Here is a 24,125-nt window from a genome sequence, read left to right as displayed (position 1 = left end):
ATAAATTCGTTATACGACCATTGGCTCTGTTGTCACTGCTCGGCCAGTGGCCGTGGCGCGTATGCAGACGGGGCATCAACGTGCGATGGGCCGAGCATGGGGGCAGTCCAGCCGGGAGGCGGTGCCTGCCGCGAGAGATGGTCGAGGCAGGCGTTATTGCCTCAGAAGGTTTCCAGCTTCCACACGTCGAAGGCCGGTTCCTCATAGGGATGTGCGGCGCGCAGGGCCTCGACGGCGTCGTGGATCAGATCGTCCTGGCAGACCATCTCCACTTTCACCTCCTCGACCTTTTCCAGGTCTCCTACCTGACCGATATGCGGGCTAGCGCCATCCAGCGGGCGAAACTGACCGGTGCCGCGGGTCTCGAAGCAGCACGCCTCGTAGTCGCCGATGCGCCCGGCGCCGGTGACGAATACGGCTTCCTTGACGGCCTCGGCATCCTCCAGCGGTACGAAGAAGGCAAGCTTGTACATCGCTATCTCCCTGTCACGATCTTGAGTGGCTTCCGTTCTCCCCCCTTTTTGCCACAGCTGACAGGCAGCGTCAGCCCCTTGGCTGTTCACACAGCAGTGCAGCGAAAAAATACTTGTCCAATAGCTGTACAGTAACTATTGTCTGTACAGGGTTGGGTTGTTCATGGCGCTCCACCCTATACGTACACACTGAGGAAATGACCCGATGAAACCGATTCATGTGGTAGCCACGAAGTGGATGGGAGCAGGTTTGGTTGGCCTCATGCTGGCGGGCGCCGTTCAGGCCGGCAGTCATGGAGACAAGCAGGACATCGTGGACACCGCCGTGGCGGCCGGGCAGTTCGAGACCCTGGCTGCCGCGCTGGAAGCCGCTGGGCTGGTCGAGACCCTCAAGGGAGAGGGGCCCTTCACCGTCTTCGCTCCCACCGATGAGGCCTTTGCCGCCTTGCCCGAGGGTACCGTGGAGAGTCTGCTGGAGCCCGAGAACATCGAGCAGCTCCAGGCCGTGCTGACCTACCACGTGGTGGCAGGGAAAGTCATGGCCGAAGATGCCATGGGCCTGGACAGCGCCACCACGGTGCAGGGACAGGACATCACCATTACCACCGCCAACGGCACGGTAATGATCAATGACGCCACCGTGATTCAAGCCGATATCGAGGCAAGCAACGGCGTCATTCACGTCATCGACAGCGTGCTCCTGCCTGAGTGATCACAGCCAGCCCTTGCTGTGTCCAGCTTGCCACCCTGCGGGGTGGCCTTTTTATTGGCGGGCGTGCTCATGAGCGGCGCCGACCTTCGCCAGCATGATGCAGTATGACCTCGCAGGCGGCGTGTTTCAGTTTCAGCGCCGCATCCCAATCGCTTCCCTGGGGTTCGAGGGCGGCGCTGATCTGCACCGCCACCTTGCCCGGATGGGGCCGCCACTCCTTGCCTCGCAGCAAGTGCCGCGAGCCGGCGATGGCGACCGGGACCACCGGCACGTTGGCATGGGCAGCGGTGAGAAAGGCGCCCATGTGGAAGTCGCCGAGTCCGGGCTCGGTGGTGAAGGTGCCTTCCGGGAAGATGGCGAGTGTGTCGCCGTTGGCTACTGCCCGCTCGGCCTGCTGCATGTCCTGTTCCGCCTGGCGCGGGTCGAAGCGCTCGACGAACAGCGCTCCCATGCGGGTCAGTGGCAGACGGGTTGCCGGGCGGCTCTCCAGTTCCTCCTTCGCCAGGTAGCGCACGCTGCAGGGCAGGGCCGCGGTGAGAATCAGCACATCCAGGTAGCTGGCATGATTGGCGACTATCACGCAGGGGCGGCCGTGCGGGAGGTGCTCCAGACCACTCACTTCGACACGGATGCCGGCCAGCCGAGCCATGGCCCGGCAGACGTAGTGAGCGACGCGCCAGCGCCAGGCGAGCCGCGGCAGCGGGAGGCCTACCAGGGCGAACAGCATGAAACCGACCCCGAAGAGCGACCAGGCATAGAGGTAATAAGCCCAATAGCCCGCCGCCGATAGCCCCTGGCGTGCGCGTCTGACCCACGCACGCAGCGTCAGCTTGACCACCTGACGCCAGACCGGAAGTGGCTTCTCGCCCAAGCGGCCCTGGCGGTAGAAGTCGCGGGTTGCGGCGCGGCGGATCTTGCCGCTGGAGGTCTTGAGTACGCTGTGGGGCGGCACCAGGCGAATGTCGTCGGCCGGCAGGTCGACCACATCCACTACCGTATCGGCGATGGTGCGGCACAGTTCCTGGCGCTTGACCGGGTCGTCGATTCGGGTCTCCGCCACTACGACCAGCGACTCGGCGCCGGTCGTCGGGTCGGGGTCGCCGAACACCGCCACGCAGCCTCGGCGCACGCCCTCCAACCGGCCAACCGCCGTCTCGATGTCGTAGGGGTAGATGTTGCGCCCTCCGCGCACCAGCATGTCCTTGCGCCGTCCGCTGATGTGGAGATCGCCCTCGGCCAGGTAGCCACGGTCGCCGGTGCGCAGCCAGCCGTCGTGGCACAATTTCTCGCTCTCCTCGGGATTGTCGAAGTAGCCTTCGGTGGCGGAGGGGCCACGGAACTCGAGATCGCCCTCCTGGCGCTCGGCGAGCTCACTACCCTCGGCGTCGACGATGCGCAGGGCATAGCCGGGCAGCGGCGGGCCGCAGTTGACGAAGGGCTGTGCCGCCGCCGGGTCGCTCTCGGGGCGTGCTTCGCCGCTGGACGCGAAGCGCTCACGGTTGATCCTGTCGATCACCAGTCCGCGGCCGGGCTTGGCCACGCAGAGACCTACCGCTGCTTCGGCCAGGCCATAGACCGGCATCAATGCCTCGCGCTTCAGGCCGCAGGGGGCCAGCCGTTCGGCGAACTGCTCCATGGTAGTGGCGCTGACCGGTTCGGCGCCGTTGAAGGCGACCCGCCAACTGCTCAGGTCGAGAGTCTGAACCTGTTCTGCAGGAATGGCGCGCAGGCACAGTTCGTAGCCGAAGTTGGGGGCGCCGGAGATGGTGCCGCGGTGGCGATCGATCAGCTCCAGCCAGCGCAGCGGGTGCGACAGAAAGGCCAGCGGCGACATCACCACCAGCGGGATGCCGTAGTAGAGACTGGCCAGCCATGCCGCGATCAGCCCCATGTCGTGGTACAGCGGCAGCCAACTGACGAAGACGTCGTCCGGTGCGGCTTCCAGCCGTTCGCCCATGGCGCGGATGTTGGCCAGTAACTGGGCGTGAGTGAGCCGTACCCCCTTGGGATCGCCGGTGCTGCCCGAGGTGTATTGCAGCAGCGCCAGGCTCGAGGCGCTGGGGGCGCGGGGAGCGACCGATGCGGAGGGTGCGTCGAGTTCTGCCAAGGTGACGACATGGCGCAGCTGCGGCGCCTCGGCATGCAGCAGATGCGCCACCTTACGCGCCTCATCGACGGTGATCAGCAGCTCCGCGCCGGCATTGCTCAGGATGCGCCCGTGGCGCCGAAGGTGCTCCTCGAGCTGGGACGGGCGGGCCGGTGGGTAGATGGGAACCGGCACGGCACCCGCGCGCAGTATGCCCAGGAAGGCGACGAAGTAGTCGGGCGAGGTCGGCAGCATCAGCGCGATGCGGTCGCCATGCCGAATGCCGCGCGCCGCCAGTGCGGTGGCGATGGCTTGCGCCTCCCGGTTAAGTTCACCGTAGCTGAGAACTTTCGGCTCATCCCCATCGCCATAGACATAGAGGTGAGAGCGATCCGGATGTCGCTGCAAGTGCCAGTCCATGGCGGCATTGAGGGTCTCTGCGTCGCTCGGTTCGCCGCCTGGATCGGCCTCATCGGCACTGGCTGCTTCACGTCTCGGCGATACGGGCTCCGTCGCGACCCGGTGAGACGACTCCGCCGTGGAAGAGTGCAGCAGCTCCAATAGGGTGGCGGGGGTCTCGGCCAGCAGCGCCGACTCAGGCAGGCGAGCACCGAACTCCTGCTCGATACGCAGCAGCAGCTCGGAGCGGGCCAGACTGTCCAGCCCCAGGTCTCGATCCAGGCGCGACTCCAGCGAGATGCGCATGTCGTCGCTGCGGTCGGGCCGAATCTCCTTGACCAGCGCTTCGAGCAGCGACAGCAAGCGCCGCTCGACCTTGCTGTCGGCCATGTCAGGGCTGTCGTCGTGCTTCACCATACGTCACCTCTGTGGGTGCCCTTGGGTAGTGGACTCCGGCATGGCATGGTTTCTCCCTTACTGTAGTGGTTGAGAGCGGTTGTCAGATCAGACGATCAAGGAGGGAGTCAATGGATCGAAGGCTTGCGACTCTGCTGGAGACACGAGGGCTCTCGCCTCAAGGGGCGCTGCGCCCGCTTGGCGGGGGCGACATGGCGGCCGTTTACTGGCTGGAAACGGACCAGGGGGCGGTGGTGGCCAAGCAGGACGATGCGCAGCGCCTGGCCGGCGAGGCAGATGGGCTGCGGGCGCTGCGCGAGGCGGGGAGTTCGCTGCGGGTGCCCGAGGTGCTGGCACTGGGCGACGGCTGGCTGGTGCTGGAGGCGCTGGTCAGCGGTTCGCGCTCGCCGCGCTCTGCCTCGGCGCTGGGAGAGGGCCTGCGTCAGCTGCATTCCCTCACCGCGAGCGAACACGGCTGGCCGCGTGACAACGCCTGTGGTCGTACGCCCCAGCCCAATGCGCCCATGGCCGACGGGCGAGCATTCCAGCGCGAGCGTCGCCTGTTGCCGCTGGTGCAGGCCTGTCACGCGCGCGGGCTGCTCGACACCCCCTTGCGTCGACGTATCGAAACCGTGGCGCAAGCGCTGGAGAGCTGGCTGCCCGATGCGCCGGCGAGTCTGCTGCACGGCGACCTCTGGTCCGGCAACGTGCTGCATACGCCTCAAGGCCCGGCAATCATCGACCCCGCGGTGTATCGCCACTATCCCGAGGTGGACCTGGCCATGTTGACGCTGTTCGGCTCGCCCGGCGATGTCTTCTTCGAGGCCTACTGGGACGGTGATGTGCCGGGCGACTGGTCGCGGCGCGAGGCCCTGTTCCAGCTCTACCCGCTGCTCAATCATCTGCTGCTGTTCGGCGGCGGCTATCGGGGCGGTGTAGAACGCGCGGTAGCGGCCGTCGAATCCGGGTAGCGAGGATCGTTTCATTCAAGGGTACGTTTGAATCATCTTGCCGAGAGTGATGAACGGTACATACAATCGTGTATGTTAGGCTCGCTCAAGGAAGAGAACCTTATGAATCGAGGCATCGGCGGTTTCATTCGGCGTGTCGTCGTTGGCTGCTTGCTGGCCACGCCGGCTTTAGCCGGCTCGGGCGTCGTGACGCTGCAAGTGGACAACGACGGCATGGTCAGCAGCGACGACGACCATTACACCTCCGGGGTAGAGCTGCACTGGACCCGGGCGGTCTCGCCGCAGCACTGGAGCCAGCGCGTCACCCATGGCTTGCCCGGCGTGTGGGTCGGCTCGGTGGATGCCATCAGCTATCACCTGAGCTATCGCATGTACACGCCGGTTGAGGTGGAGCGCCGCGACCTGATCGAGGACGACCGCCCCTATGCCGGCCTGATCCTGGGCGGCCTGGCGCTATATGGCAGAGAGCCGCTGAGCGGTGCCTGGCATCGTGAAGAGGCATTCCAGCTCGACCTCGGCGCGGTCGGCCCCGTTACCTCCGCCGACAGCGTTCAGCGCGAGGTACACCGCTTCACCAACAGTCAGCGCCCCCGTGGCTGGTCTCACCAGCTGGGCAACGAGCCCATTCTCAACCTGGGCTATCGTCGCCATTGGTGGCAAAGCCATTCGCTGGGGTGGCTGGAGATGCAGCATGGCCCGGGCGTGTCGGCCTCTCTCGGTAACCTGTTGGTGCAGGCTGGCGGCGGCTACGGCCTGCGGCTCGGCCGCGGGCTCGATGCCAGCATGGGCTGGCCCTCCCTGAGCATCGAGCGCGGTGGCTATCGTCAGGTCGCGACGTCGCCAGGCAGCGGCTGGAATCTCTTTGCCGCGCTGCAGGGGCGCTACGTGGCGCACAATCTGCTGCTGGACGGCAACACCGTGCGCGACAGCCACTCGGTCGACCGTCGCGAGTGGGTCGGCGATGCCGTCGTCGGCGTGGCGCTGACCTTGCAGCAGTGGGAGGTGAGCCTGGCGCACGTGTGGCGTAGCAAGGAGTTCGAGGAGCAGGTGAACAGCACCGTGCACGGTGCGCTGTCGCTGAGCTATCGGTTCTGACCCGGAAATCCCTTGCCTTGACCTGCATCGCCCCCGCCCTGGTGGCGGGGGCGTGACCGCTTACCAGGCTTTGTAGGGCAGGAACTTGCCGTTCAGAGTGAGCAGTACCCGGTCGCCTTTGGGGTCCTCGACCTTGTCCACTTCCATGGTGAAGTCGATGGCGCTCATGATGCCGTCGCCGAACTTCTCCTGTACCACGTCCTTCAGCGTCTCGCCGTAGACCCCCACCACCTCGTAAAGGCGATAGATGAATGGGTCCTGGGGGATCGCCTCGTCCCAGGCTTTGGTGGGGAAAGCCGTGAGAGCGTCAGCGACCTCGGTGTCGACCTCGAGCACGTCGCACAGCTTGTGGGCTACCTCTCGGCTGGCGCTGTTCATGCCGTAGCAGGCCGAGGCGGTCCACACCGGTGACATGCCGATGGCCTTGCCGATCTCGTCCCAGCTCAGCTTCTTGCGGGCCTTGGCGGCGAGCAGGGTATGGCGCATTTCGAGCTTATCCATGATGTTTCTCCTTGGCGCTGAGGTTGACCAGCTTGGGTGAGGCGGATGCCGGCGCATCGGCCTTGTGGTACGTGGCCGGGGCGCTTGCCTCGGCGACGGGGTTGACCGGCCGCGGGTAGTGCAGGCCGCGTGAATCCTGGGAGAGCGTGCGCAGGTCGCTGGCGCGATTGACGAGGAAATCGACCAGGTAATTGCGCAGGGTGTAGAAGTGTGGATGCTTGACGATCTCGCCCCGGGAGCGTGGCCGCGGCAGATCGATCTCAACCGCTTCGGCGATACGCGCCTCTGGGCCGTTGGTCATCAGGAAGATGCGATCGGCCAGCAGGATTGCCTCATCCACGTCGTGGGTGATCATGAACACCGTCTGGCGGTCCTGGCTCCAGATCTTGAGCAGCTCGTCCTGGATCACGCCACGGGTCAGTGCGTCCAGCGCACCGAAGGGCTCGTCGAGCAGCAGCAGCTCCGGCTTGGTGGCGAAGGCCCTGGCGATGCTGACCCGCTGGCGCATGCCGCCCGAGAGCTGGGCCGGCTTGCGTGTGATCACCTCCTTGAGCCCGACCATCTCCAGGTAGTGCAGGCTGTGTTCGGTGACCTGGCTCTCCTTCCACTCGGGCCAGCGGGCACGCACGCCGAAACGCACGTTCTCCAGTGCCGTGAGCCACGGCAGCAGGCTGTAGTTCTGGAACACCACGCCGCGCTCGAGGCTGGGGCCGTCGATCTCGCGGCCATCCATGATCATGGCGCCGTCGCTCAGGCTGTCGAGCCCGGCCAGGGCGTTCATGATGGTCGACTTGCCGCAGCCGGAGTGGCCGATGATGCAGACGAACTCGCCCTTCTGCAGTTGGAAGCTGACTTTCTCGAAGACCGTGAGATCCGCGCTGCCCTTGCTGCCGGGAAAGCGCTTGGCGGCCTGTTGAACTTCCACGAAGGCATGACTCATGGCGCTTACTCCTGATAGGTGACCAGCCGGGCGACGGAGGAGAGCGCGAGGTCGAGCAGCATGCCCACCACGCCGATCACCAGAATCGCGAAGATCACGCTGGTCAGGTCGAGGTTGTTCCATTCGTTCCACACGAAGTAACCGATGCCGGTGCCACCCACGAGCATTTCGGCGGCCACGATCACCAGCCAGGCAATGCCGATGGAGATGCGCATGCCGGTGAGGATGGTGGGGGCCGCGGCGGGCAGGATGACCTTGAAGGCCGTCTTCAGCGGCGACAGCTCGTGGGTACGGGCCACGTTGACCCAGTCGCGGCGCACACCTGCCACACCGAAGGCAGTGTTGAGCAGCATCGGCCAGATCGAGCAGATGAAGATCACGAAGATGGCCGAGGCCTCGGCGTCGCGAATGATGAACAGGGCCAGCGGCATCCAGGCCAGCGGCGAGATCGGCCGCAGCACCTGGATATAGGGGTTGAGCGCGCGGTACATCAGCGGCGACATGCCGATCAGAAAGCCCACGGGAATGGCGATCACCGCCGCCATCAGATAGCCGGTGAGCACCCGGTAGAGCGAATAGCCGAGCTGAATGCCGATGCCCTTGTCGTTGGGGCCGGCGTCGTAGAAGGGGTTGGAGAGCTCGACCCAGGCGCGTTCGAGAATCGCCGAGGGCGGCGGTACCCGTGCCGTCTCGTCGGCGCCTCCCATCAGCAGCTCGTATTCGCTGAGCTCCTCGCCGCCGCCCAGCACGGGCGCACGCTCGAGACCTTCCCACAGGCCCAGGCCCACGACCAGCAGCAGCACGGCCAGCAGTGTGGCCCGAGCGTTCAGGCTCAGTTTCCATTCGGTGGTGGTGCGGTCCATGTCAGCTCCTCCTCAGCGCGAAGCTCTCGACGTAGGCTTCGGGCTCGGTGTAGTCGAAGGTCTTGCCCATGATCTCGAACTGGCGGGCGTTCTCCTCCGGGGCGTCGTAGCCCAGTTCGCGCATCACCTCGCGGGCATCGGTGGCGAGATAGACGTCGCGGGCGATCTGCTGATAATCGATGTCGCCGTTGATGTAGCCCCAGCGCTTCATCTGGGTGAGGATCCATATCGCCATCGAGTGCCAGGGGAAGGGATCGAAGTCGATGCGGTCGGGCACGTTCTGCACGTTGCCCAGGCCATCGGCGAAGCGCCCGGTCAGCACCTGTTCGATCACCGTTACCGGCTGGTTGAGATAGGCGGCGGGGGCGATGGCCTCGGCGATCTCGGCGCGGTTGGCCGGGTCGGAGGAGTACTGGGTGGCATCGACGATGGCGCGCAGCAGGGCGCCATAGGTGTTGGGGTTCTCGCGAGCGAAGCGCGCGCTGGTGGCGAAGGCGCAGCACGGGTGGCCGTCCCAGATCTCCTTGGTCAGTAGATGGATGAAGCCGATCCGCTCATAGACCGCGCGCTGGTTGAACGGGTCGGGAGAGAGAAAGCCGTCGATGTTGCCGGCGCGCAGGTTGGCGACCATCTCGGGCGGCGGGATGACGCGAATCTGGATGTCCCGATCCGGATCGAGACCGTGTTCGGCCACGTAGTAGCGCAGCAGGAAGTTGTGCATCGAGTACTCGAAGGGCACGCCGAAGGTGAAACCGCGCCACTGCTCGGGGTCGCGCTTGTCCTGATGGTCGTTGTGCAGCACGATCGCCTGGCCGTTGACGTTCTCGATGGCCGGCGCAACGAAGTGCCGCGAACTGGAGCCGGCGCCCAGGGTCATGGCCAGCGGCATCGGCGTCAGCATGTGGGCGGCATCGAAGCGGTCGTTGAGCGAATTGTCGCGGATCAGCGCCCAGCCCGCGGCCTTGATCACGTTCACGTCGAGCCCGTAGCGTTCGTAGAAGCCCATGGGGTGGGCCATGATGATCGGCGTGGCGCAGGTGATGGGGATGAAGCCGATATCCAGCTGGCTCTTCTCCAGCGGCCCCAGGCTCTCCTGGGCGGCGGCCTTGATCGCGCCCAGCGGCAGAATGGTAGACAGCGCTGCCGCCACGGTACCGCCGCCGACCAGCTTCATGAACTGGCGGCGATGCATGTCGCTGTGGCCGAAGATGCCGCGCACCAGAGCGCTCTCCACGACGCGATCCATCATCGCTTCGCTGTCGCGTGGGGCGTCGCTGGCATCATCGCGGCTGGCCGAACACTCACCACAGCCGCAGTGGCGGCCATGGACCAGTGACTGACGATGATCGAACGGGTTTCCCAGACTGTTGTGATCGTTGTTCATGTGGTTCCCCTCGAGAACGCAGGTAATCGATTGCCTGCACTCGCCTGGTGCATGGGGACAAGGCGTGCCGGCACTCTCTCCTGCCAAGCGAGTCACGTGCCATTCCTCGTGCTTTTCTTTCTAGTTTCGTAAAAACAATGGCTTGCAGGATGAGAGAGAGTGGCGGGAAAAGGCGACGATATGCGACGAAATTCCGTCATTGACGATATCTCGTTGCTTTCACGACGAAATGTCGTCACTGGTACGCTGCTTGTATGGATCAGGGCAGACTTCCTGTTGGAGTTCCACCATGTCTCTGCCCCAGGTACCGGAGCGCTTTGCCTTCGATCATGCCCCCATCGCCATGCTGCTGGCCGATCCCCGGGCCGACCGGCTGCTGGCCGCCAACGCCGAGGCGTGTCGCCTGCTGGGTGCCGACTTCGAGCGGCTCGCCTCACGCCCCTTCAGCCACTGCCTGGGACCTTCGTTGCCGATGTGGGTAGCGTTCAGCGACGAAACCCAGCAGCGCTCACCGGCCTGGTCCGACGACCTGCTGCTGTTCGATGTGCAGCGCGCTCCGCGCCGGGTGGAGGTGTACGGGCAGGCGCTGGACGAGCATTGCTTGATGTTCGGCGTGATCGAGCTCGACAAGGCCGAGCAGCGCCGGGCGCGGGCCGAACTGTGGCGGCGTCACCGTCGCGGTCATGTGGGCTGGGAGCGGGTCGAGCAGGTGTTCGAGCGCATCGAGCGGCAAAACCAGTTGATCCTGGGCGCCGCCGGGGAGGGCATCTACGGGCTCGACGCCGAGGGCCGCACCACCTTCGTCAACCCGGCCGCCGAGCGCATCCTGGGCTGGAGTAGCGAAGACATGGTCGGCCATGACGCTCACCTGATGTTCCACCACACCCATGCCGACGGCAGCCACTTTCCTGTGCAGCAGTGTCCGATTCACGCCTCCTTCAGCGATGGTCAGGTGCATCGGGTCGACAACGAGGTGTTCTGGCACAAGAACGGCGAGGCGATCCCGGTGGAGTACACCAGCACGCCGATCTTCGAGACCGGGCGGCTGGTGGGCGCCGTGGTGCTGTTCCGTGACATTCGCGAGCGCAAGCGGGCCGAACAGCAGCTGCGCGATGCCCTGGCCGAGGTGGAATCGCTAAGGCAGCGCCTGGAGCTGGAGAACCAGTATCTGCAGGAAGAGATCACCGCCGAGATCAACCATCGTGAGATCGTCGGCGAGAGTCCGGCAGTGGCCCACCTGGTGCGCCAGATCGCGCTGGTGGCGCCCACCGACGCCAACGTGCTGGTCACCGGCGAGTCGGGCACCGGCAAGGAGCTGATCGCCCGAGCGATCCACGCCGGCAGCAGCCGCAGCGACCGGCCGCTGATTCGGGTCAACTGTGCGGCGATTCCCCGCGACCTGTTCGAAAGCGAGTTCTTCGGCCATGTGAAGGGAGCCTTCACCGGTGCGGTGAGCGATCGACCGGGACGCTTCGAGCTGGCCGATGGCGGGACCCTGTTTCTCGACGAGGTGGGGGAGATACCGCTGGAGCTGCAGAGCAAGCTGCTGCGGGTACTGCAGGATCAGCAGTTCGAGCGAGTGGGCGACGATCGTACCCGCGAGGTGAACGTGCGTGTGATCGCGGCGACCAATCGTGAGCTGGGCGAGATGATCGCCGCCGGCCAGTTCCGCGAGGATCTCTACTTCCGCCTCAACGTCTTTCCCATCACCTCGGTACCTCTGCGCGAGCGAATCGGCGACGTGCCGCTGCTGGCCAACCATTTCCTGCGCCGTGCCTGTCAGAAGTTCAACAAGCCTGGCATGCGCATCCCACCGGCGCAGATGGAGGCGTTGAAGCGCTATCCCTGGCCGGGCAACATCCGCGAACTGGAGAACGTGATCGAGCGTCAGGTCATCGTCGCTCAGCGCCGTGACCTCGCCTTCGAGGAGCTGCTGTCGTCAACGGGCGCCGACAGCCTGGCGCTGCCGAGCTCGACGGCGCCGCTCGGGCGGGTAGGCCACGGGGAGGTGCGGGAACCGCAGACCGAACAGGAGATGACACGGCACCTGCGTGCCAATGCGGTAGCGGCGCTGCGCGCTTGTGGCGGCAAGATTTCGGGGCCGGGCGGTGCGGCAGAGCTATTGGGCCTGCCGCCGACTACCCTGCGTTCACGGCTCAGGGCATGGCGTATCGAGCCGCGGGACTATCGAGCCGAGCCGCGCGGGGCTCTTACATCTAGCTGAAGGCTCTCACACCTAGCCGGCAGCACCGCTATGCCTATACTGGAGGCTTGGCCGGTGCGCCGAGGGCGATGATGCCGGGGGGAAAGGTCATGCACGAATCGAAAAAGCGGCGGTGGGGCGTCGTCGGTGGGCTTCTGCTGACAGGCTGTTTCGTGCTTGGCTCGAGCGCCTGGGCCGCGCCTGACGAGGCCGGAGCTACCAACCACGGAGCGCTCTTCCTGCCCGTGCAGCACCCGCTGGCCTGGCATCGTGAGCACTGGCGTCAGCGCCGTCAGTTCGACCCTACGTTCACCATCGAACTCCCCTGGTTCCTCTTCGACCCCTATCTGCGTTGGGGCCACGCCCCGCGGCCGGATGAACCGGCACGGCCCGCTACCATCACCCCGCGCGAGCGCCGGCCTATCTGGCGGGACGACGTGGTAGGAACGGGCAGTGGGGAGCGGCTGGAGGTACATCCCGAAGGGCGAATATTGCGCAGCCGGCCGCGCTCGGATTGAGCGGGCCACGTACCGCCAGCGCAGGCTTGGAGCATCACGCTAGTATACATACACGAGTGTCTATATAATTCCCCGCACTCGAATGACCTGCCGCGAGCACGCATCACGTGCCGCTCCTGACGAAATACGATCGCAGCGGAGAGCCTCATGACCTTGTTGCCCTGGGGGGCGCGCCTTCCCGTGAAATGGATTCTGGCTGCCGGACTGCTGGCATTGCTGCTGGCAGGGTGCGAGCAGAATGGAAACGGCGGAGCCCCCGCCGGCGCCGGCGGACGCCCGCCGCCCGAGGTCTACGTACAGCGTGTGGAGCCGCGTTCGGTCGATGTGGTGGAGGAATACGCCGCCCGCGTGCGCGGCTCGCGTGAAGTGGAAGTGCGCGCTCGTGTGCAGGGCATTCTGGAAGAGCGCCTCTATACCGAAGGCCAGGTCGTGGAAGCGGGCGAGTCGCTGTTTCGTATCGACCGTGAGCCGTACCAGATCGAGCTGCAGCGCGCCCGGGCGGAGCTGGCCAATGCCCAGGCCGAGCTGAACCAGACTCAGCGCGAGTGGCGGCGTATCTCGACGCTGTTCCAGCAGAACGCCGTCAGCGAGCGCGAGCGCGACTCGGCGCTTTCTGCTCGCGAGCTGGCCGAGGCGCGCTACGCTCTGGCCGAGTCCGGCGTGGCTACTGCCGAGCTCAACCTCGACTACACCGAGGTGCGCGCGCCGCTGGCCGGCATGACCGGGCTCGAGAGTTTCCCCGAGGGCAGCCTGATCGAGCGGGGCACGCTGCTGACCACGGTGACCCAGCAGGACCCGGTACACGTGCGATTCTCGCTGCCCGAGGGCGATGCCGCTCTGCAGCGAGCGGCCCGGCGCGCCCTGTCCGCCAATGGTCAGTCCGAGCAGCGTGAGGCGCTGCTGACCCTGCCCGACGGCCGCGCCTACGAAGAGAGTGGGGTGGTGGACTTCACCGACAGCACCATCGATCCGCGTACCGGCAGTGTGTCGGCCCGCGCCGTGTTCCCCAACCCTCAGGGAGAAGTGGTACCGGGGCAGTTCGTGCGCGTTCGCGTGCTGGTGCAGGAGCTCGAAGACGTCTTTCTGATACCCCAGCAGGCGGTGGGGCAAGGGCCTCAGGGAGCGCGCGTCTTCGTCGTCGAGGACGATACCGCTCACGCACGTACCGTGGAGCTCGGCCCCGTCATCGACGGTCGCCAGGTGGTGCTGACCGGCCTCGAGGCCGATCAGCGCATCGTGGTCAACGGTCTGGTGGGTCTGCAGGATGGCATGTCGGTTCGGGTCAATGAATTGAGCCCCGAAGAGGCTCAGCAGGCGGCTGAAGAGGCCGAGGCCTCGGCGGCGGAAGCCGAAGCCGAGACCGACGAGGAGGCGTAATGCTCAGGTTCTTCATCGACCGGCCGATCTTCTCCTCGGTCATCTCGATCATCATCGTGCTGGTGGGCACGGCGGCGCTGCGCGCGCTGCCGGTGGAGCAATATCCCAACGTGGTGCCGCCCGAGGTCGTGGTCCAGGCCCAGTATCCCGGTGCCAGCGCTCAGGTGATTGCCGAGACCGTGGCCGCCCCGCTGGAACAGGAGATCAACGGCGTCGACGACATGCTCTACATGGAATCGACGGCTACCGATGCCGGCAGTTTGCAGATCACCGTCTCGTTCGAGATGGGCACCGACCCGGACCAGGCAGCGATCAACGTCAACAACCGGGTGCAGGCCGCCCTCTCACGGCTGCCGCAGCAGGTGCAGACGCTGGGCGTGCGCGTCGAGGCGCGCTCCACCAACATGCTCATGGTGCCGGTACTGTATTCGCCGGATGGCTCCCGCGACCCGCTATTTCTCTCCAACTACGCGCTGCTCAACGTGCTCGACGAGCTGGTGCGTCTGCCCGGGGTGGGCGATGCCTCGCTGTTCGGCGCCCAGGACTACTCCATGCGCGTGTGGCTGTCGCCGGACAAGCTGGCGCAGTACGACCTGACGCCTTCCGACGTAGCCGCCTCCATTCGCGAGCAGAACGCCCAGTTTGCCGCCGGTAGCATCGGCGCGCAGCCGGCCCCAGAAGAAGTGGCCTTCACCTTCGCCGTTTCCACCCCAGGCCAGCTGTCCGAGCCGGAGGAGTTCGAACGCATCATCCTGCGCGCCGACGAGCAGGGTGGCACCCTGCGTCTGGGCGACGTGGCACGTGTCGAGCTGGGCTCGCAGAGCTACGCATTCTCTGCCACCTACAACGGCCAGGGCGCAGTGCCCATGGGTGTGTACCTGCAGCCTGGCGCCAACGCGCTGGATACCGCCACGGCGGTACACGAGGCACTGGAGAACATGTCCTCGCGCTTCCCCGAGGGGGTTGGGTACGTCGTGCCCTACGACACCACGGAGTTCGTCGAGATCTCCATTCGTGAGGTATTCATCACGCTGCTGATCGCGGTAGCGCTGGTGGTGGTGGTGACCTTCGTCTTCCTCCAGCACCTGCGTGCAACCCTGATCCCGGTGGTGGCGATTCCGGTGTCGCTGATCGGTACCTTCGCCGGCATGCTGGCGCTGGGCTTCTCCATCAACATGCTCACCCTGTTCGGGCTGGTACTGGCCATCGGTATCGTGGTGGACAACGCCATCATCGTGCTGGAAAACGTCGACAGACTGATCAAGGAGCAGGGCTTCAAGGCGCGGGATGCCGCCGTGGAGACCATGAAGCAGGTCGCCGGTGCGGTGGTGTCGTCGACCCTGGTGCTGGTGGCGGTATTTGCACCGGTCACCTTCCTGGGCGGGCTCACCGGTGAGCTCTATCGGCAGTTCGCCGTGACCATCGCCATTTCGGTGGTGGTGTCCGGCGTGGTGGCGCTCACGCTCACGCCGGCCATGTGCGCGTTGATGCTCGACAAGCAGAAGCACGAAGTGGCCAAGCCCTTCCAGTGGTTCAACGCCGCCTTCGACAAGCTTACCAACGGCTTCGCCTGGCTGGTGAGCAAGCTGCTGCGCCATGCGCTGCTGGGCATGGTGCTGTTCATCGGTGTGATCGCCCTGACGCTGTTCTCGCTGACTCGTCTACCCTCCGGCCTGGTGCCGCAGGAAGACCAGGGTACGGCGCTGGTGGTCTACAATCTGCCGCCGGCCTCGGCGCTGCCGCGTACCGAGGCGGTGCGCGATCAGATCACGCAGATGCTGCTGGGCATGGACGAGGTGGATCAGTTCACCACGGTGGCGGGCTTCGACATGATCGCGGGCTCGCTGCGCACCAATGCGGGTATCGGTTTTGCCAATCTCGCCGATTGGGGCGATCGCACCGGGCCGGGGCAGGACGCCGCTTCCGTGGCCGGACGCATCATCGGCATGGGAGCCGGTATTCCCGAGGCGATGGTGATCGCCTTCACGCCGCCCCCGATCATGGGGCTTTCTCTCACCGGCGGGGTAGAGGGCTACCTCGAGGTGAGTGGCGACGTGACCACCGAGGAGCTGGAAACGCTCGGTCAGCGGCTCAGTGCAGCTGCCAACGAGCGGCCGGAATTGACCAACGCGCGCATCACCCTGGACAGTGGCATTCCCCGCTATCGTGCCGCAGTGGACCGTGAGAAGGCACGGGCCATGGGCGTGCCGATCAACCAGGTGTTCGAGGCGATGCAGAGCACCTTCGGTTCGCTCTACGTCAACGATTTCACCCTGGCGGGGCGCAACTGGCAGGTCAACCTGCAGTCCGAGGGCGAGTTCCGCAGCCAGCCTGAGGATCTCAACAAGGTCTTCGTGCGTTCGGAGTACGGCGAGATGCTGCCGCTCTCGAGTCTGGTGAGCCTGGAGCGCACCAGCGGGCCGGACATCATCAACCGCTTCAACGTCAACAGCGCGGTCAACTTCCTTGCCGACGCGGCCCCGGGCTATACCACCGGCCAGGCCAAGGAAGCGATGGAGGAGGTCGCCGCCCAGGTGCTCGATGCCAACAGCTCGCTGGGCTGGATCGGTGAGGCCTACCAGCTCGATGCCGCCGCCGGTGCGGGTGGGCTCGCCTTCGGCCTGGCCATGGTGATGGTGTTCCTGATCCTGGCCGCCCAGTACGAGCGCTGGACCCTGCCGATTGCGGTGGCCACGGCGGTACCCTTCGGCGTGCTGGGAGCGGCGCTGGCAGCCATGCTGCGCGGTTTTCCCAACGACATCTACTTCCAGGTGGGGCTGCTGGTGCTGATCGGTCTGGCGGCGAAGAACGCCATCCTGATCGTCGAGTTCGCGGCGCAGAATCGACGCACCGGGATGAGCTCCTTCGATGCGGCACTGGCCGCAGCCCAGCAGCGTTTCCGCGCCATCCTGATGACGGCACTGACCTTCATCATCGGCACCTTGCCGCTGGTATTCGCCACCGGAGCGGGGGCCAACAGCCGTCAGGAGATCGGTACCGTGGTAGTGGGCGGCATGATCATGGCCAGTTCGCTGGCGCTGATCTTCGTGCCGTTGGCCTACAAGGTGATGGAAGATCTGGCTACCTGGCGGCGTGAGCGCAGCCAGCGCAACGCAGAGGGCAAGGCAAGCCGGGCATGATGCCCGGCCAGGCCGCCGGGGTCAGGGCGACTCCGGCGCCTGTGCCAGCAGCATGAGCTGCGTATCGACCAGCTGCGTGCCGCGTTCGATGAGCGAGAAGTGCTCGTGGTTGCGCAGCCAGTCGTGAAACAGCCCACCGAGGGTCGCCTGCAGTAGCCGGGCGGCGACTTCCGGCGAGAGATCGTGTCGCAAATGGCCCATGCCGGCAGCGGCGGTGAAGTACTCGATGAGAGCGCCGCACGCCTCCTGGGCAATCTCGTTCTGCATGGCCAGCGGATCGATCTCACCGAAGGTTTCGCAGTGGTGAATCAGAATGGCGTGCACGCGCCGATAGCGTGGCTGTTCGAGGCGGGCGAAACCGCGGTGGCAGGCCTGACGAATGGCTTCCAGCGGGCGCTCGGCCAGTCCCGGATCGCCGATCTCCTCGACCAACTCCTCGAACGGCATACGCACCCGCAGCAGCATGGCCCGGAACAGGTCGGCCTTGTTCTTGAAGTGCCAATAGACGGCGCCGCGGGTCACGCCGGCCTCGCGGGCGATCTGCTCCAGCGAGGTACGTGCCACTCCGCGCTCGAGAAACACCTCTTCCGCAGCATCGAGCAGAGCTTCGCGGGTGGCGGCGGCTTCCGCCTTGGTACGTCGCGCCATGGTGTGTGGTGTCTCCTCAGGCCTCGCTTTTGCGCCATTCTATCGTAGCGGCGCACGTCTTACCTTCACCTGTGTATGGTCTTGCCCCGCTATGCTCGTATTCCACGGTGGGGCAGGGTATAACAGAGCGAACACTGTTCGTATTGGAATCAAGGCCATGCCCCGCGCACCCTTCGTGCTTGCCGGTGTCACCATCAAGCCCGGCAGTCGCCTTCAAGTCGACGTTCCGGTGGCGCGGCTCTATACCCACGCTCCGCTGCACATCCCTGTGGAAGTGGTGCATGGCCGACGCCAGGGGCCGGTCATGCTGGTGTGCGGCGGCATTCATGGCGACGAGATCAACAGCGTCGAGATCGTGCGCCGGCTGATGCGCTCCAAGCAGATCCAGGGCCTGCACGGCACCTTGATCGCCGTGCCCATCGTCAACGTGTTCGGCTTCATGCAGCACAGCCGCTACCTGCCCGACCGGCGCGACCTCAACCGCTGCTTTCCCGGCAGCGAGACGGGCTCGCTGGGGGCGCGGGTGGCCGCTCTCTTTCGCGAGCAGATCGTCGATCACGCCACCCACATCATCGACCTTCACACCGGGGCCATTCACCGCACCAACCTGCCGCAGATCCGCGCCCAGTTGAGCCCGGGCAGTGAGACCGAGCGCATGGCCAACGCCTTCGGCGCGCCGGTGATCCTCAATGCGGAACTGCGCGAAGGCAGCTTGCGCCATTACGCCCAGAATCGAGGCATCCCGGTGCTCACCTACGAGGCCGGCGAAGCGCTGCGTTTCGACGAGTGGGCGATTACCCCTGGGGTGCGGGGTGTACTGAGGGTCATGCGGCGGCTGGGCATGCTGGCGGGCGAACATCGGCGTCGGCCACCCCCTGCTGCCGAACTGGCCAATGGCTCGAGCTGGGCCCGGGCGCCCATCGACGGCATCCTGCGGCCCAAGGTGCGTCTCGGCGCGCGGGTGAGCAAGGGCGACGTGCTGGGCAAGGTGGCGGACCCCTTCGGCAACGCCGAAGCCTGCGTGAAGGCCATGGCCGACGGCATCGTGATCGGCGTGAGCCGCCTACCGCTGGCCAACGAAGGCGAGGCGCTGTTCCACATTGCCCGCTTCGACGCCATCGAAGAGGCCGAAAGCGCCATCGAGACCTTCCACTCCAGCCTCGAGCCGCCCCCCGACCCGCTCTATTGAGGCCGCTCAGGCCGTTTCGGCAGTCTCCCGCTCCGGTACCAGGCTCAGCGCATCGTCGAACACCCGCAGGCAGGCGCCGTCCAGGTGGCCGTTTTCGGAGAGATGACGACGGAAACGACGCCCGCCCGGCTGGCCCTGGAACAGGCCCAGCAGGTGGCGGGTCACGTGATTGAGCTTGGCACCTTCCTCGAGCCGGCGGGCGATGTAGGGGCGGAACGCCCTGGCTGCGGCGTGGCGGCTCTCGGCCGGCCCCTCGACGCCGTAGATGGCCCGATCCACCCCGGCCAGCAGCCAGGGGTTCTGATAGGCCTCGCGGCCCACCATCACGCTGTCGACGCTATCGAGCTGCTCACGGCACTCGTCCAGCGTCTTGATGCCGCCGTTGATGCCGATGTGCAGCTCCGGCCGGCTGGCCTTCAGGCGGTGTACGCGGGAGTAGTTGAGCGGCGGGATGTCGCGGTTCTCCTTGGGCGAGAGACCCTGCAGCCACGCCTTGCGCGCATGCACGATGAACACTTCGCAGCCGGCGTCCGCCACCTGAGCGATGAAGCGCTCCAGATCGGCATCCTCGTCCTGGTCGTCGATACCGATACGGCACTTCACCGTGACCGGGATCTTCACCGCCTCGCGCATGGCGCGCACCGCTGCCGCCACCTTATCCGGGTGACCCATCAGGCAGGCGCCGATCATGTTGTTCTGCACCCGGTCGCTGGGGCAGCCGACGTTGAGGTTCACCTCGTCGTAGCCCCATTCCTCGGCAATCGCCGCGCACTCCGCCAGCTCGCCCGGGTCGCTGCCGCCCAGCTGCAGCGCAATGGGGTGCTCCACCTCGTCGTAGCCGAGAAAACGTTCCCGCGGGCTGCCGTGCAGAATGGCACCGGTGGTCACCATCTCGGTATACAGCAGCGCCTGGCGAGTCAGGGTGCGAGCGAAAGCCCGGTAATCACGGGTCGTCCAGTCCATCATCGGCGCGACGGAGAACGTCCTATCCAGCGCAGGGCGCGTCGTGCCAGTATTCATGCGGGTTGTGGCAGTTGCCTTCTCAGTCATAACTGTTCATATTTACAGTGATTGTGCTGCGTTTTTCACGACGCGTTGGTACTTTTTTGGCACACGGGGCACTGGCGATTTGGCACATCGGTGGATGCGCGTGGCGACGATCAGGAAGCGTCGGAAACAGGGCAGTAGTTTCTCATACCTCGTGTGCGTACGCATCGCGCGTAAGCAGACCACAATCTAGGCAGTGTTCATGGGAGGCTAGGGATTGGGCAAGCTTACTCTCACGTCTACCTGCGTAGAGCTGGACACGATAATGCGTACCGGTCACACGGGAAACCCGTGATGGGTACCATCCGGCAACTCGATATCCAGGCGAACCTTCCCACCAATAGCTTCAACATAGCGCTTGAGAGAACTCAAGCGAAGATCCTGGCCGCTTTTCTCCATGCCGGCGATGGTCGGCTGCTTGACTCCGAGAGCCTCAGCCATTTCGGCCTGAGTCATTTCAACCAAGTGGCGAATTTCCGCAAGGCGTAGCTCCAGCAGCATCGCATCGGCCTTTTCCTTGGCGCGGTTGACGACCTCGGGGCTTTCGTTGGCAATGAGTTGGTCTAGTGTGCGGGCCATGGTTTACACCTCACTTCAGTGATTCCAGGTGAGCCGCGTATTCCCGGTCTGCCACTGGGATCATGTCATCATAGAAACGTTTGTTGCCGGTCTTGTCACCAGCGCACAGCACGATACCTGCTCGCCGAGGGTCGAAGGCGAAGAAGGCCCTTAGCGGTCGCCCCTGGCTCTGGATCCTCAGCTCTTTCATGTTGCGATACTGTGAGCCGTTCACGGTGTCCGCGTGGGGCCGTGGCAACATCGGTCCCCTTTCCTTCAGCATCAAGAGCGCTGCCAGCACGTTCTCTCGGTCGGTCTCGTCCAACGAAAAGTACCACTCCTCAAACGTCCTGGTCTGCTCTATTTGCCACATGGGAATCATCCTTCGCCTATAGGGAGAAGGCTATATAGGTTTTTTCCTATAATCAAGTCGGATTCCACATGTCGTCGAGATCGGGCAGGGGGCGTACGCCACGGGCTACTTCTTCTTCCTCATGAACGGGAGCACCTTGGCCATGGCATCCGCGAGCACCTGGTCGAGCGGTTTGTGCTCCAGGCTCACCGCAGCGCGTGCGGCGGTATAGGTCCCCTTGTACTCCCGGGCGATTTCGCTGTCGCTCATGCTGTCGGGCAGTTGCTCCTTCTCGCGGATCACGTCGATGACGGCCTTGTCCATGTCGTCCTCCATGTCGCGCCGTTCACTGTGAAGGGTAGTGCAGAGACGGGATGAGGGCCCAGCGGGCCGCCATTTCGAAGTGTTTGTAAGATATTTCCTACAAAGCGAAGCGGCAATGTCTTACGTCGCTTCATATCGTGCGTTAAACCACGTTCCGCTTGGAGCGGCTACCTTATGGATAACGGGGCAACGGAGAGCCCCTCAGGGAAGACAGAGCAAAGGATTGTTCGGTACCAAGGATGCTCGAGCAGGATGCTTGAGAAGGTGGAAAGGAAGCGAAGATTCAGCCCGGCCTCACGGCCGGGTTTCGCGTTATAGCGCCCTGGCCTTGGGCAGCTCATCCCAGCGTGTCGTGCTCCTATCCGAGCGATGGGCGCAGCGCAAATGCCACGCCGCCCCGGGGGTGGGCATGCCTAGCTTCACCGTATCGCGCCCCATCCTGCGGTTCAGGGTATCCAGCACGTCCATCAGCTTCTGGCTGCGCTGCCGCTCGGCATCGCTCTGGGGCGTATCCAGTAAAGAGAGCTGCTGGCGGTCGGCGTCGATCAGGTCGAGCAGCATCACGCCGCCTTTCTGGTACAGGTGGCCCTTGCGGTAGATCCGCTCCAGGGCGTGGCCGGCGGCATGCAGGATCTCGCGGCTGTCGGCGGTGGGGCGGGGCAGTTCGAGTACCAGGCTCGGTGAGTGTGGCAGCAGGTCCTGCCGGTGCGGGTTGGTCTTGAGGAACACCAGCACCGCCTTGGCGAGACCGTTCTGGCGGCGCAGTCTCTCGGCGCTACGTTGGCCGTACTGTCGAATCGCCTCGCGAATCTCGTCCAGGCTGTCGGTGAGCCTGCCGAACGAGCGGCTGGTCATGATGTGCTGGCGGGCTTCATCGAGGTCGCTCATTTCGATACAGGACACACCGCGCAGCTCCTGGGCGGTGCGTTCGAGGGTGACCGAGAAGTGGCGCCGGATCTCCTTCGGGTTGGCTTGGGCGAGGTCCCAGGCGCTCTTGATGCCCATCAGGGCCAGACGCTCGACGAGCCGCCGGCCCACGCCCCATACATCGCCCAGGGGGGTGTTCTGCAGCAGGTCGCGGGTTTCCGCGCTGCCGGCGTGAAGTATGCAGACGCCCTGGCAGGCCGGAATCTTCTTGGCGGCACGGTTCGCCAGCTTGGCCAGGGTGCGCGTGGGGGCCACGCCTACGCATACCGGAATGCCGGTGAACTGGCGCACCTTCCGGCGCAGCTGCCGGGCGTGTTCGAGCAGTGGCTCGTGGGCGAAGCCGTCGAAGCGAACGAACATCTCATCGATGGAGTAGGGCTCTACGGCTGGACTGAACTCCTCAAGCACTGCCTGCACCCGCTGGCTCATGTCGCCATAGAGCTCGTAGTTGGAGGAGAGCAGGTGGATCTGCCCGCTGCGTACCAGAGGCTGAAGCTTGAAGGATGGCATTCCCAACTTGATGCCGAGGGCCTTCAGCTCGTCGGAGAGCGAGATGACGCAGCCGTCGTTATTCGACATTACCCCAACAGGTAAACCGCACAGCCGGGGCTGGAAGACGCGCTCGCAGCTGACATAGAAGCTGTTGCAATCGACCAGACCGATCATGCTCATACCGGGTACTCGTGGATGACCGCACGCACCACGCCCCACACCTGACACTCGATGTCGACGAGCGGGATCGGCGCATAGCGTGGATTGCCCGAGCAGAGGCACGGCACCTTGCCGCGCAGCTCGTATCGCTTGACGGTGATCTCACCCTCGACCAAAGCTACCAGGATATGGCCGGGGCGGGGCTCGAGTGAGCGATCGACCAGCAGCAGATCGCCTTCGTGGATCCCCAGGCGCTCCATGCTGTCGCCGGTCACGCTCATGAAGAACGTCGACGAGGGGCGTTTGACCAGGCGCTCGTTGAGGTCGAGCGTACGGCCTTCGTAGTCCTGCGCCGGGCTGGGAAAGCCGCTGAGGCCGGCGCGGCCCAGGGCCAGCGGGTGAGGCAGCGCAAGCGGTGGTGGCTCGGGGTGAGCTGGGATGAGGTTTGCCAGTGTCATGTGAGTCCCTTGGTGTTTTCTGTGTTTTTGTACAGTATTTGCGACACTGGCACTGTCAGGCAACAGGTAAGTGCTAATGGAAGTTAGCTTGGGGAGCGTGTCGGCCTGGCGAAGGTGAGCGAAGGGCGGCGTAATCAGACTCCTTTGTAGGAGATAGCCTACAAACACGAAGCAAATTTCTTACGCCTTTCGATATCCTGAGTTAAACCACTGCTGGCGCGAAGCTACTACCCTGTGGGTAACGGGCTAGGGAAAGCCCTACAGGGAAGGCCGAGCGACGGAATGCTCTTACCCCAAGGAGGCTTGGGCAGGATGCCCAAGGTTTGGTTGGATAGGGACGCATCGATAGAAGCCCGGCCCGTGCGGTCGGGCTTTTTTTTGTTGGCACACCAGCCAGGCGACACGGCTTCCTTCGTCAGCTGTTCCCGGTATCCGTCTCCCATGCGAGAGACGCTATGGTTTCGCGTTCTTACGGGTTCGCCAAAATATCGCGTCTCATCGAGCCTGCCCTGGCCACCGCCGGGGCTCTTTTATTGGCGTTTTTTCACCTAGCTACAGCGGGTTCACGACTCAGTACCTGATCGTGAGGGGCCAAAGCTGACAGCTCGAGTCGGCAATCTCTTACAACAATTGAAGTCAAAGCTAATACATGGCGCACGTCTTGGCTGGCATAGTAGGCGCATCGGGCACGGAGGCCCTGCAGGGAAGGACACGTCAAGGGAGACTCAGGAACCAAGGAGGCTCAAGCAGGAGGCTTGAGGAAGTGGAAAGGAAGCGAAGACCCAGCCCGGCCTCATGGCCGGGCTTTCGCGTTCTGGGCTTTCGCATTCACGGTCCAGGGTTCCGCGCCGCCAGCTTGCCGTTACCGTAGCCATTGGTATAGCCACACATGTAGCCATCAACCCTTGCTGAG

The 24,125-nt window shown here is 64.7% G+C and carries 21 protein-coding genes; 8 read left to right on the top strand and 13 right to left on the bottom strand.

All coding sequences use genetic code 11. From position 1 onward, the window contains the following. Window positions 1-161: 161 nt before the first annotated feature. A complete protein-coding gene (locus B8115_RS18470; RefSeq protein WP_010629326.1) occupies window positions 162-473 on the bottom strand; it encodes a YqfO family protein in 312 nt (103 codons plus the stop codon). Between the two features lie 262 nt (window positions 474-735). Here B8115_RS18470 and B8115_RS18465 point away from each other — a divergent pair, with 262 nt between their 5' ends. Further along, window positions 736-1,185 carry a fasciclin domain-containing protein gene (locus B8115_RS18465; protein WP_370542926.1) on the top strand — a complete coding sequence of 150 codons (450 nt, stop codon included), beginning with the start codon at window positions 736-738 and terminating at the stop codon, window positions 1,183-1,185. A gap of 67 nt (window positions 1,186-1,252) precedes the next feature. On the opposite strand, the gene B8115_RS18460 is transcribed toward B8115_RS18465, so the two are convergent. Continuing rightward, window positions 1,253-4,087 carry an AMP-binding protein gene (locus B8115_RS18460; protein ID WP_010629324.1) on the bottom strand — a complete coding sequence of 945 codons (2,835 nt, stop codon included), beginning with the start codon at window positions 4,085-4,087 and terminating at the stop codon, window positions 1,253-1,255. 110 nt (window positions 4,088-4,197) lie between these two features. On the opposite strand from B8115_RS18460, the gene B8115_RS18455 reads away from it, so the two are divergent. Both B8115_RS18455 and B8115_RS18450 read left to right on the top strand, forming a co-directional pair. Beyond that, window positions 4,198-5,037, top strand: coding sequence for a fructosamine kinase family protein (locus B8115_RS18455; protein WP_010629323.1), 840 nt, complete (start codon window positions 4,198-4,200; stop codon window positions 5,035-5,037). Between the two features lie 102 nt (window positions 5,038-5,139). Beyond that, a complete protein-coding gene (locus B8115_RS18450) occupies window positions 5,140-6,132 on the top strand; it encodes a lipid A deacylase LpxR family protein (protein ID WP_010629322.1) in 993 nt (330 codons plus the stop codon). Between the two features lie 60 nt (window positions 6,133-6,192). Here the strand turns inward: B8115_RS18450 and cynS are convergent, their stop codons facing one another. The 4 genes from cynS to B8115_RS18430 are packed head-to-tail and all read right to left on the bottom strand — an operon-like array spanning window position 6,193 to window position 9,820. After that, on the bottom strand, window positions 6,193-6,633 hold the full coding sequence (gene cynS, locus B8115_RS18445) for a cyanase (protein WP_010629321.1): 441 nt from the start codon (window positions 6,631-6,633) through the stop codon (window positions 6,193-6,195). Beyond that, on the bottom strand, window positions 6,626-7,573 hold the full coding sequence (locus tag B8115_RS18440; RefSeq protein ID WP_010629320.1) for an ABC transporter ATP-binding protein: 948 nt from the start codon (window positions 7,571-7,573) through the stop codon (window positions 6,626-6,628). The genes cynS and B8115_RS18440 overlap by 8 nt, the downstream gene beginning before the upstream one ends. A 5-nt stretch (window positions 7,574-7,578) precedes the next feature. Beyond that, on the bottom strand, window positions 7,579-8,436 hold the full coding sequence (ntrB, locus tag B8115_RS18435; RefSeq protein WP_010629319.1) for a nitrate ABC transporter permease: 858 nt from the start codon (window positions 8,434-8,436) through the stop codon (window positions 7,579-7,581). Window position 8,437: 1 nt separating this feature from the next. Beyond that, a complete protein-coding gene (locus B8115_RS18430; RefSeq protein WP_010629318.1) occupies window positions 8,438-9,820 on the bottom strand; it encodes a CmpA/NrtA family ABC transporter substrate-binding protein in 1,383 nt (460 codons plus the stop codon). A gap of 289 nt (window positions 9,821-10,109) precedes the next feature. Here B8115_RS18430 and B8115_RS18425 point away from each other — a divergent pair, with 289 nt between their 5' ends. The 4 genes from B8115_RS18425 to B8115_RS18410 all read left to right on the top strand — a co-directional run bounded on the left by B8115_RS18425 (window position 10,110) and on the right by B8115_RS18410 (window position 17,058). Beyond that, window positions 10,110-12,044 (top strand): sigma 54-interacting transcriptional regulator, encoded by a 1,935-nt coding sequence (locus tag B8115_RS18425; protein WP_010629317.1) that lies wholly within the window; start codon window positions 10,110-10,112, stop codon window positions 12,042-12,044. A gap of 89 nt (window positions 12,045-12,133) precedes the next feature. Further along, the gene (locus B8115_RS18420) at window positions 12,134-12,541 is read left to right on the top strand and encodes a hypothetical protein (RefSeq protein ID WP_010629316.1); all 408 of its coding nucleotides are present in this window, start codon (window positions 12,134-12,136) and stop codon (window positions 12,539-12,541) included. Between the two features lie 147 nt (window positions 12,542-12,688). Further along, the gene (locus B8115_RS18415) at window positions 12,689-13,918 is read left to right on the top strand and encodes an efflux RND transporter periplasmic adaptor subunit (protein ID WP_010629315.1); all 1,230 of its coding nucleotides are present in this window, start codon (window positions 12,689-12,691) and stop codon (window positions 13,916-13,918) included. Beyond that, complete coding sequence (locus B8115_RS18410; protein WP_010629314.1) at window positions 13,918-17,058, top strand: efflux RND transporter permease subunit; 3,141 nt, start codon at window positions 13,918-13,920, stop codon at window positions 17,056-17,058. The genes B8115_RS18415 and B8115_RS18410 overlap by 1 nt, the downstream gene beginning before the upstream one ends. Before the next feature lie 21 nt (window positions 17,059-17,079). Here B8115_RS18410 and B8115_RS18405 read toward each other — a convergent pair whose 3' ends face one another. Further along, window positions 17,080-17,706 (bottom strand): TetR family transcriptional regulator, encoded by a 627-nt coding sequence (locus tag B8115_RS18405; protein ID WP_010629313.1) that lies wholly within the window; start codon window positions 17,704-17,706, stop codon window positions 17,080-17,082. A gap of 157 nt (window positions 17,707-17,863) precedes the next feature. Between B8115_RS18405 and B8115_RS18400 the strand changes: the two genes are divergently transcribed. Beyond that, window positions 17,864-18,895: a succinylglutamate desuccinylase/aspartoacylase family protein gene (locus B8115_RS18400; RefSeq protein ID WP_010629312.1), complete on the top strand. Its 1,032-nt coding sequence runs from the start codon at window positions 17,864-17,866 to the stop codon at window positions 18,893-18,895. Between the two features lie 6 nt (window positions 18,896-18,901). On the opposite strand, the gene dusA is transcribed toward B8115_RS18400, so the two are convergent. From dusA to B8115_RS18370, 6 genes are all read right to left on the bottom strand, one after another. Continuing rightward, window positions 18,902-19,915, bottom strand: coding sequence for a tRNA dihydrouridine(20/20a) synthase DusA (gene dusA / locus B8115_RS18395; protein ID WP_035591585.1), 1,014 nt, complete (start codon window positions 19,913-19,915; stop codon window positions 18,902-18,904). Window positions 19,916-20,218: 303 nt separating this feature from the next. Next, the gene (locus B8115_RS18390) at window positions 20,219-20,521 is read right to left on the bottom strand and encodes a helix-turn-helix domain-containing protein (protein ID WP_010629310.1); all 303 of its coding nucleotides are present in this window, start codon (window positions 20,519-20,521) and stop codon (window positions 20,219-20,221) included. A gap of 10 nt (window positions 20,522-20,531) precedes the next feature. Further along, the gene (locus B8115_RS18385) at window positions 20,532-20,873 is read right to left on the bottom strand and encodes a type II toxin-antitoxin system RelE/ParE family toxin (RefSeq protein WP_010629309.1); all 342 of its coding nucleotides are present in this window, start codon (window positions 20,871-20,873) and stop codon (window positions 20,532-20,534) included. 105 nt (window positions 20,874-20,978) lie between these two features. After that, on the bottom strand, window positions 20,979-21,176 hold the full coding sequence (locus B8115_RS18380; protein WP_026038227.1) for a hypothetical protein: 198 nt from the start codon (window positions 21,174-21,176) through the stop codon (window positions 20,979-20,981). Between the two features lie 312 nt (window positions 21,177-21,488). Next, on the bottom strand, window positions 21,489-22,775 hold the full coding sequence (locus B8115_RS18375; protein WP_010629307.1) for a Y-family DNA polymerase: 1,287 nt from the start codon (window positions 22,773-22,775) through the stop codon (window positions 21,489-21,491). Continuing rightward, complete coding sequence (locus tag B8115_RS18370) at window positions 22,772-23,212, bottom strand: LexA family transcriptional regulator (protein ID WP_010629306.1); 441 nt, start codon at window positions 23,210-23,212, stop codon at window positions 22,772-22,774. Before B8115_RS18370 ends, B8115_RS18375 begins: the two co-directional genes overlap by 4 nt. Window positions 23,213-24,125 lie beyond the last annotated feature (913 nt).

The sequence above is a fragment of the Halomonas sp. KM-1 genome, from assembly GCF_000246875.1.
Lineage (GTDB): Bacteria > Pseudomonadota > Gammaproteobacteria > Pseudomonadales > Halomonadaceae > Halomonas > Halomonas aerodenitrificans.
The sequence above is the reverse complement of the archived record's forward strand: the minus strand, read 5'-3'. Positions and strand labels throughout refer to the sequence as shown.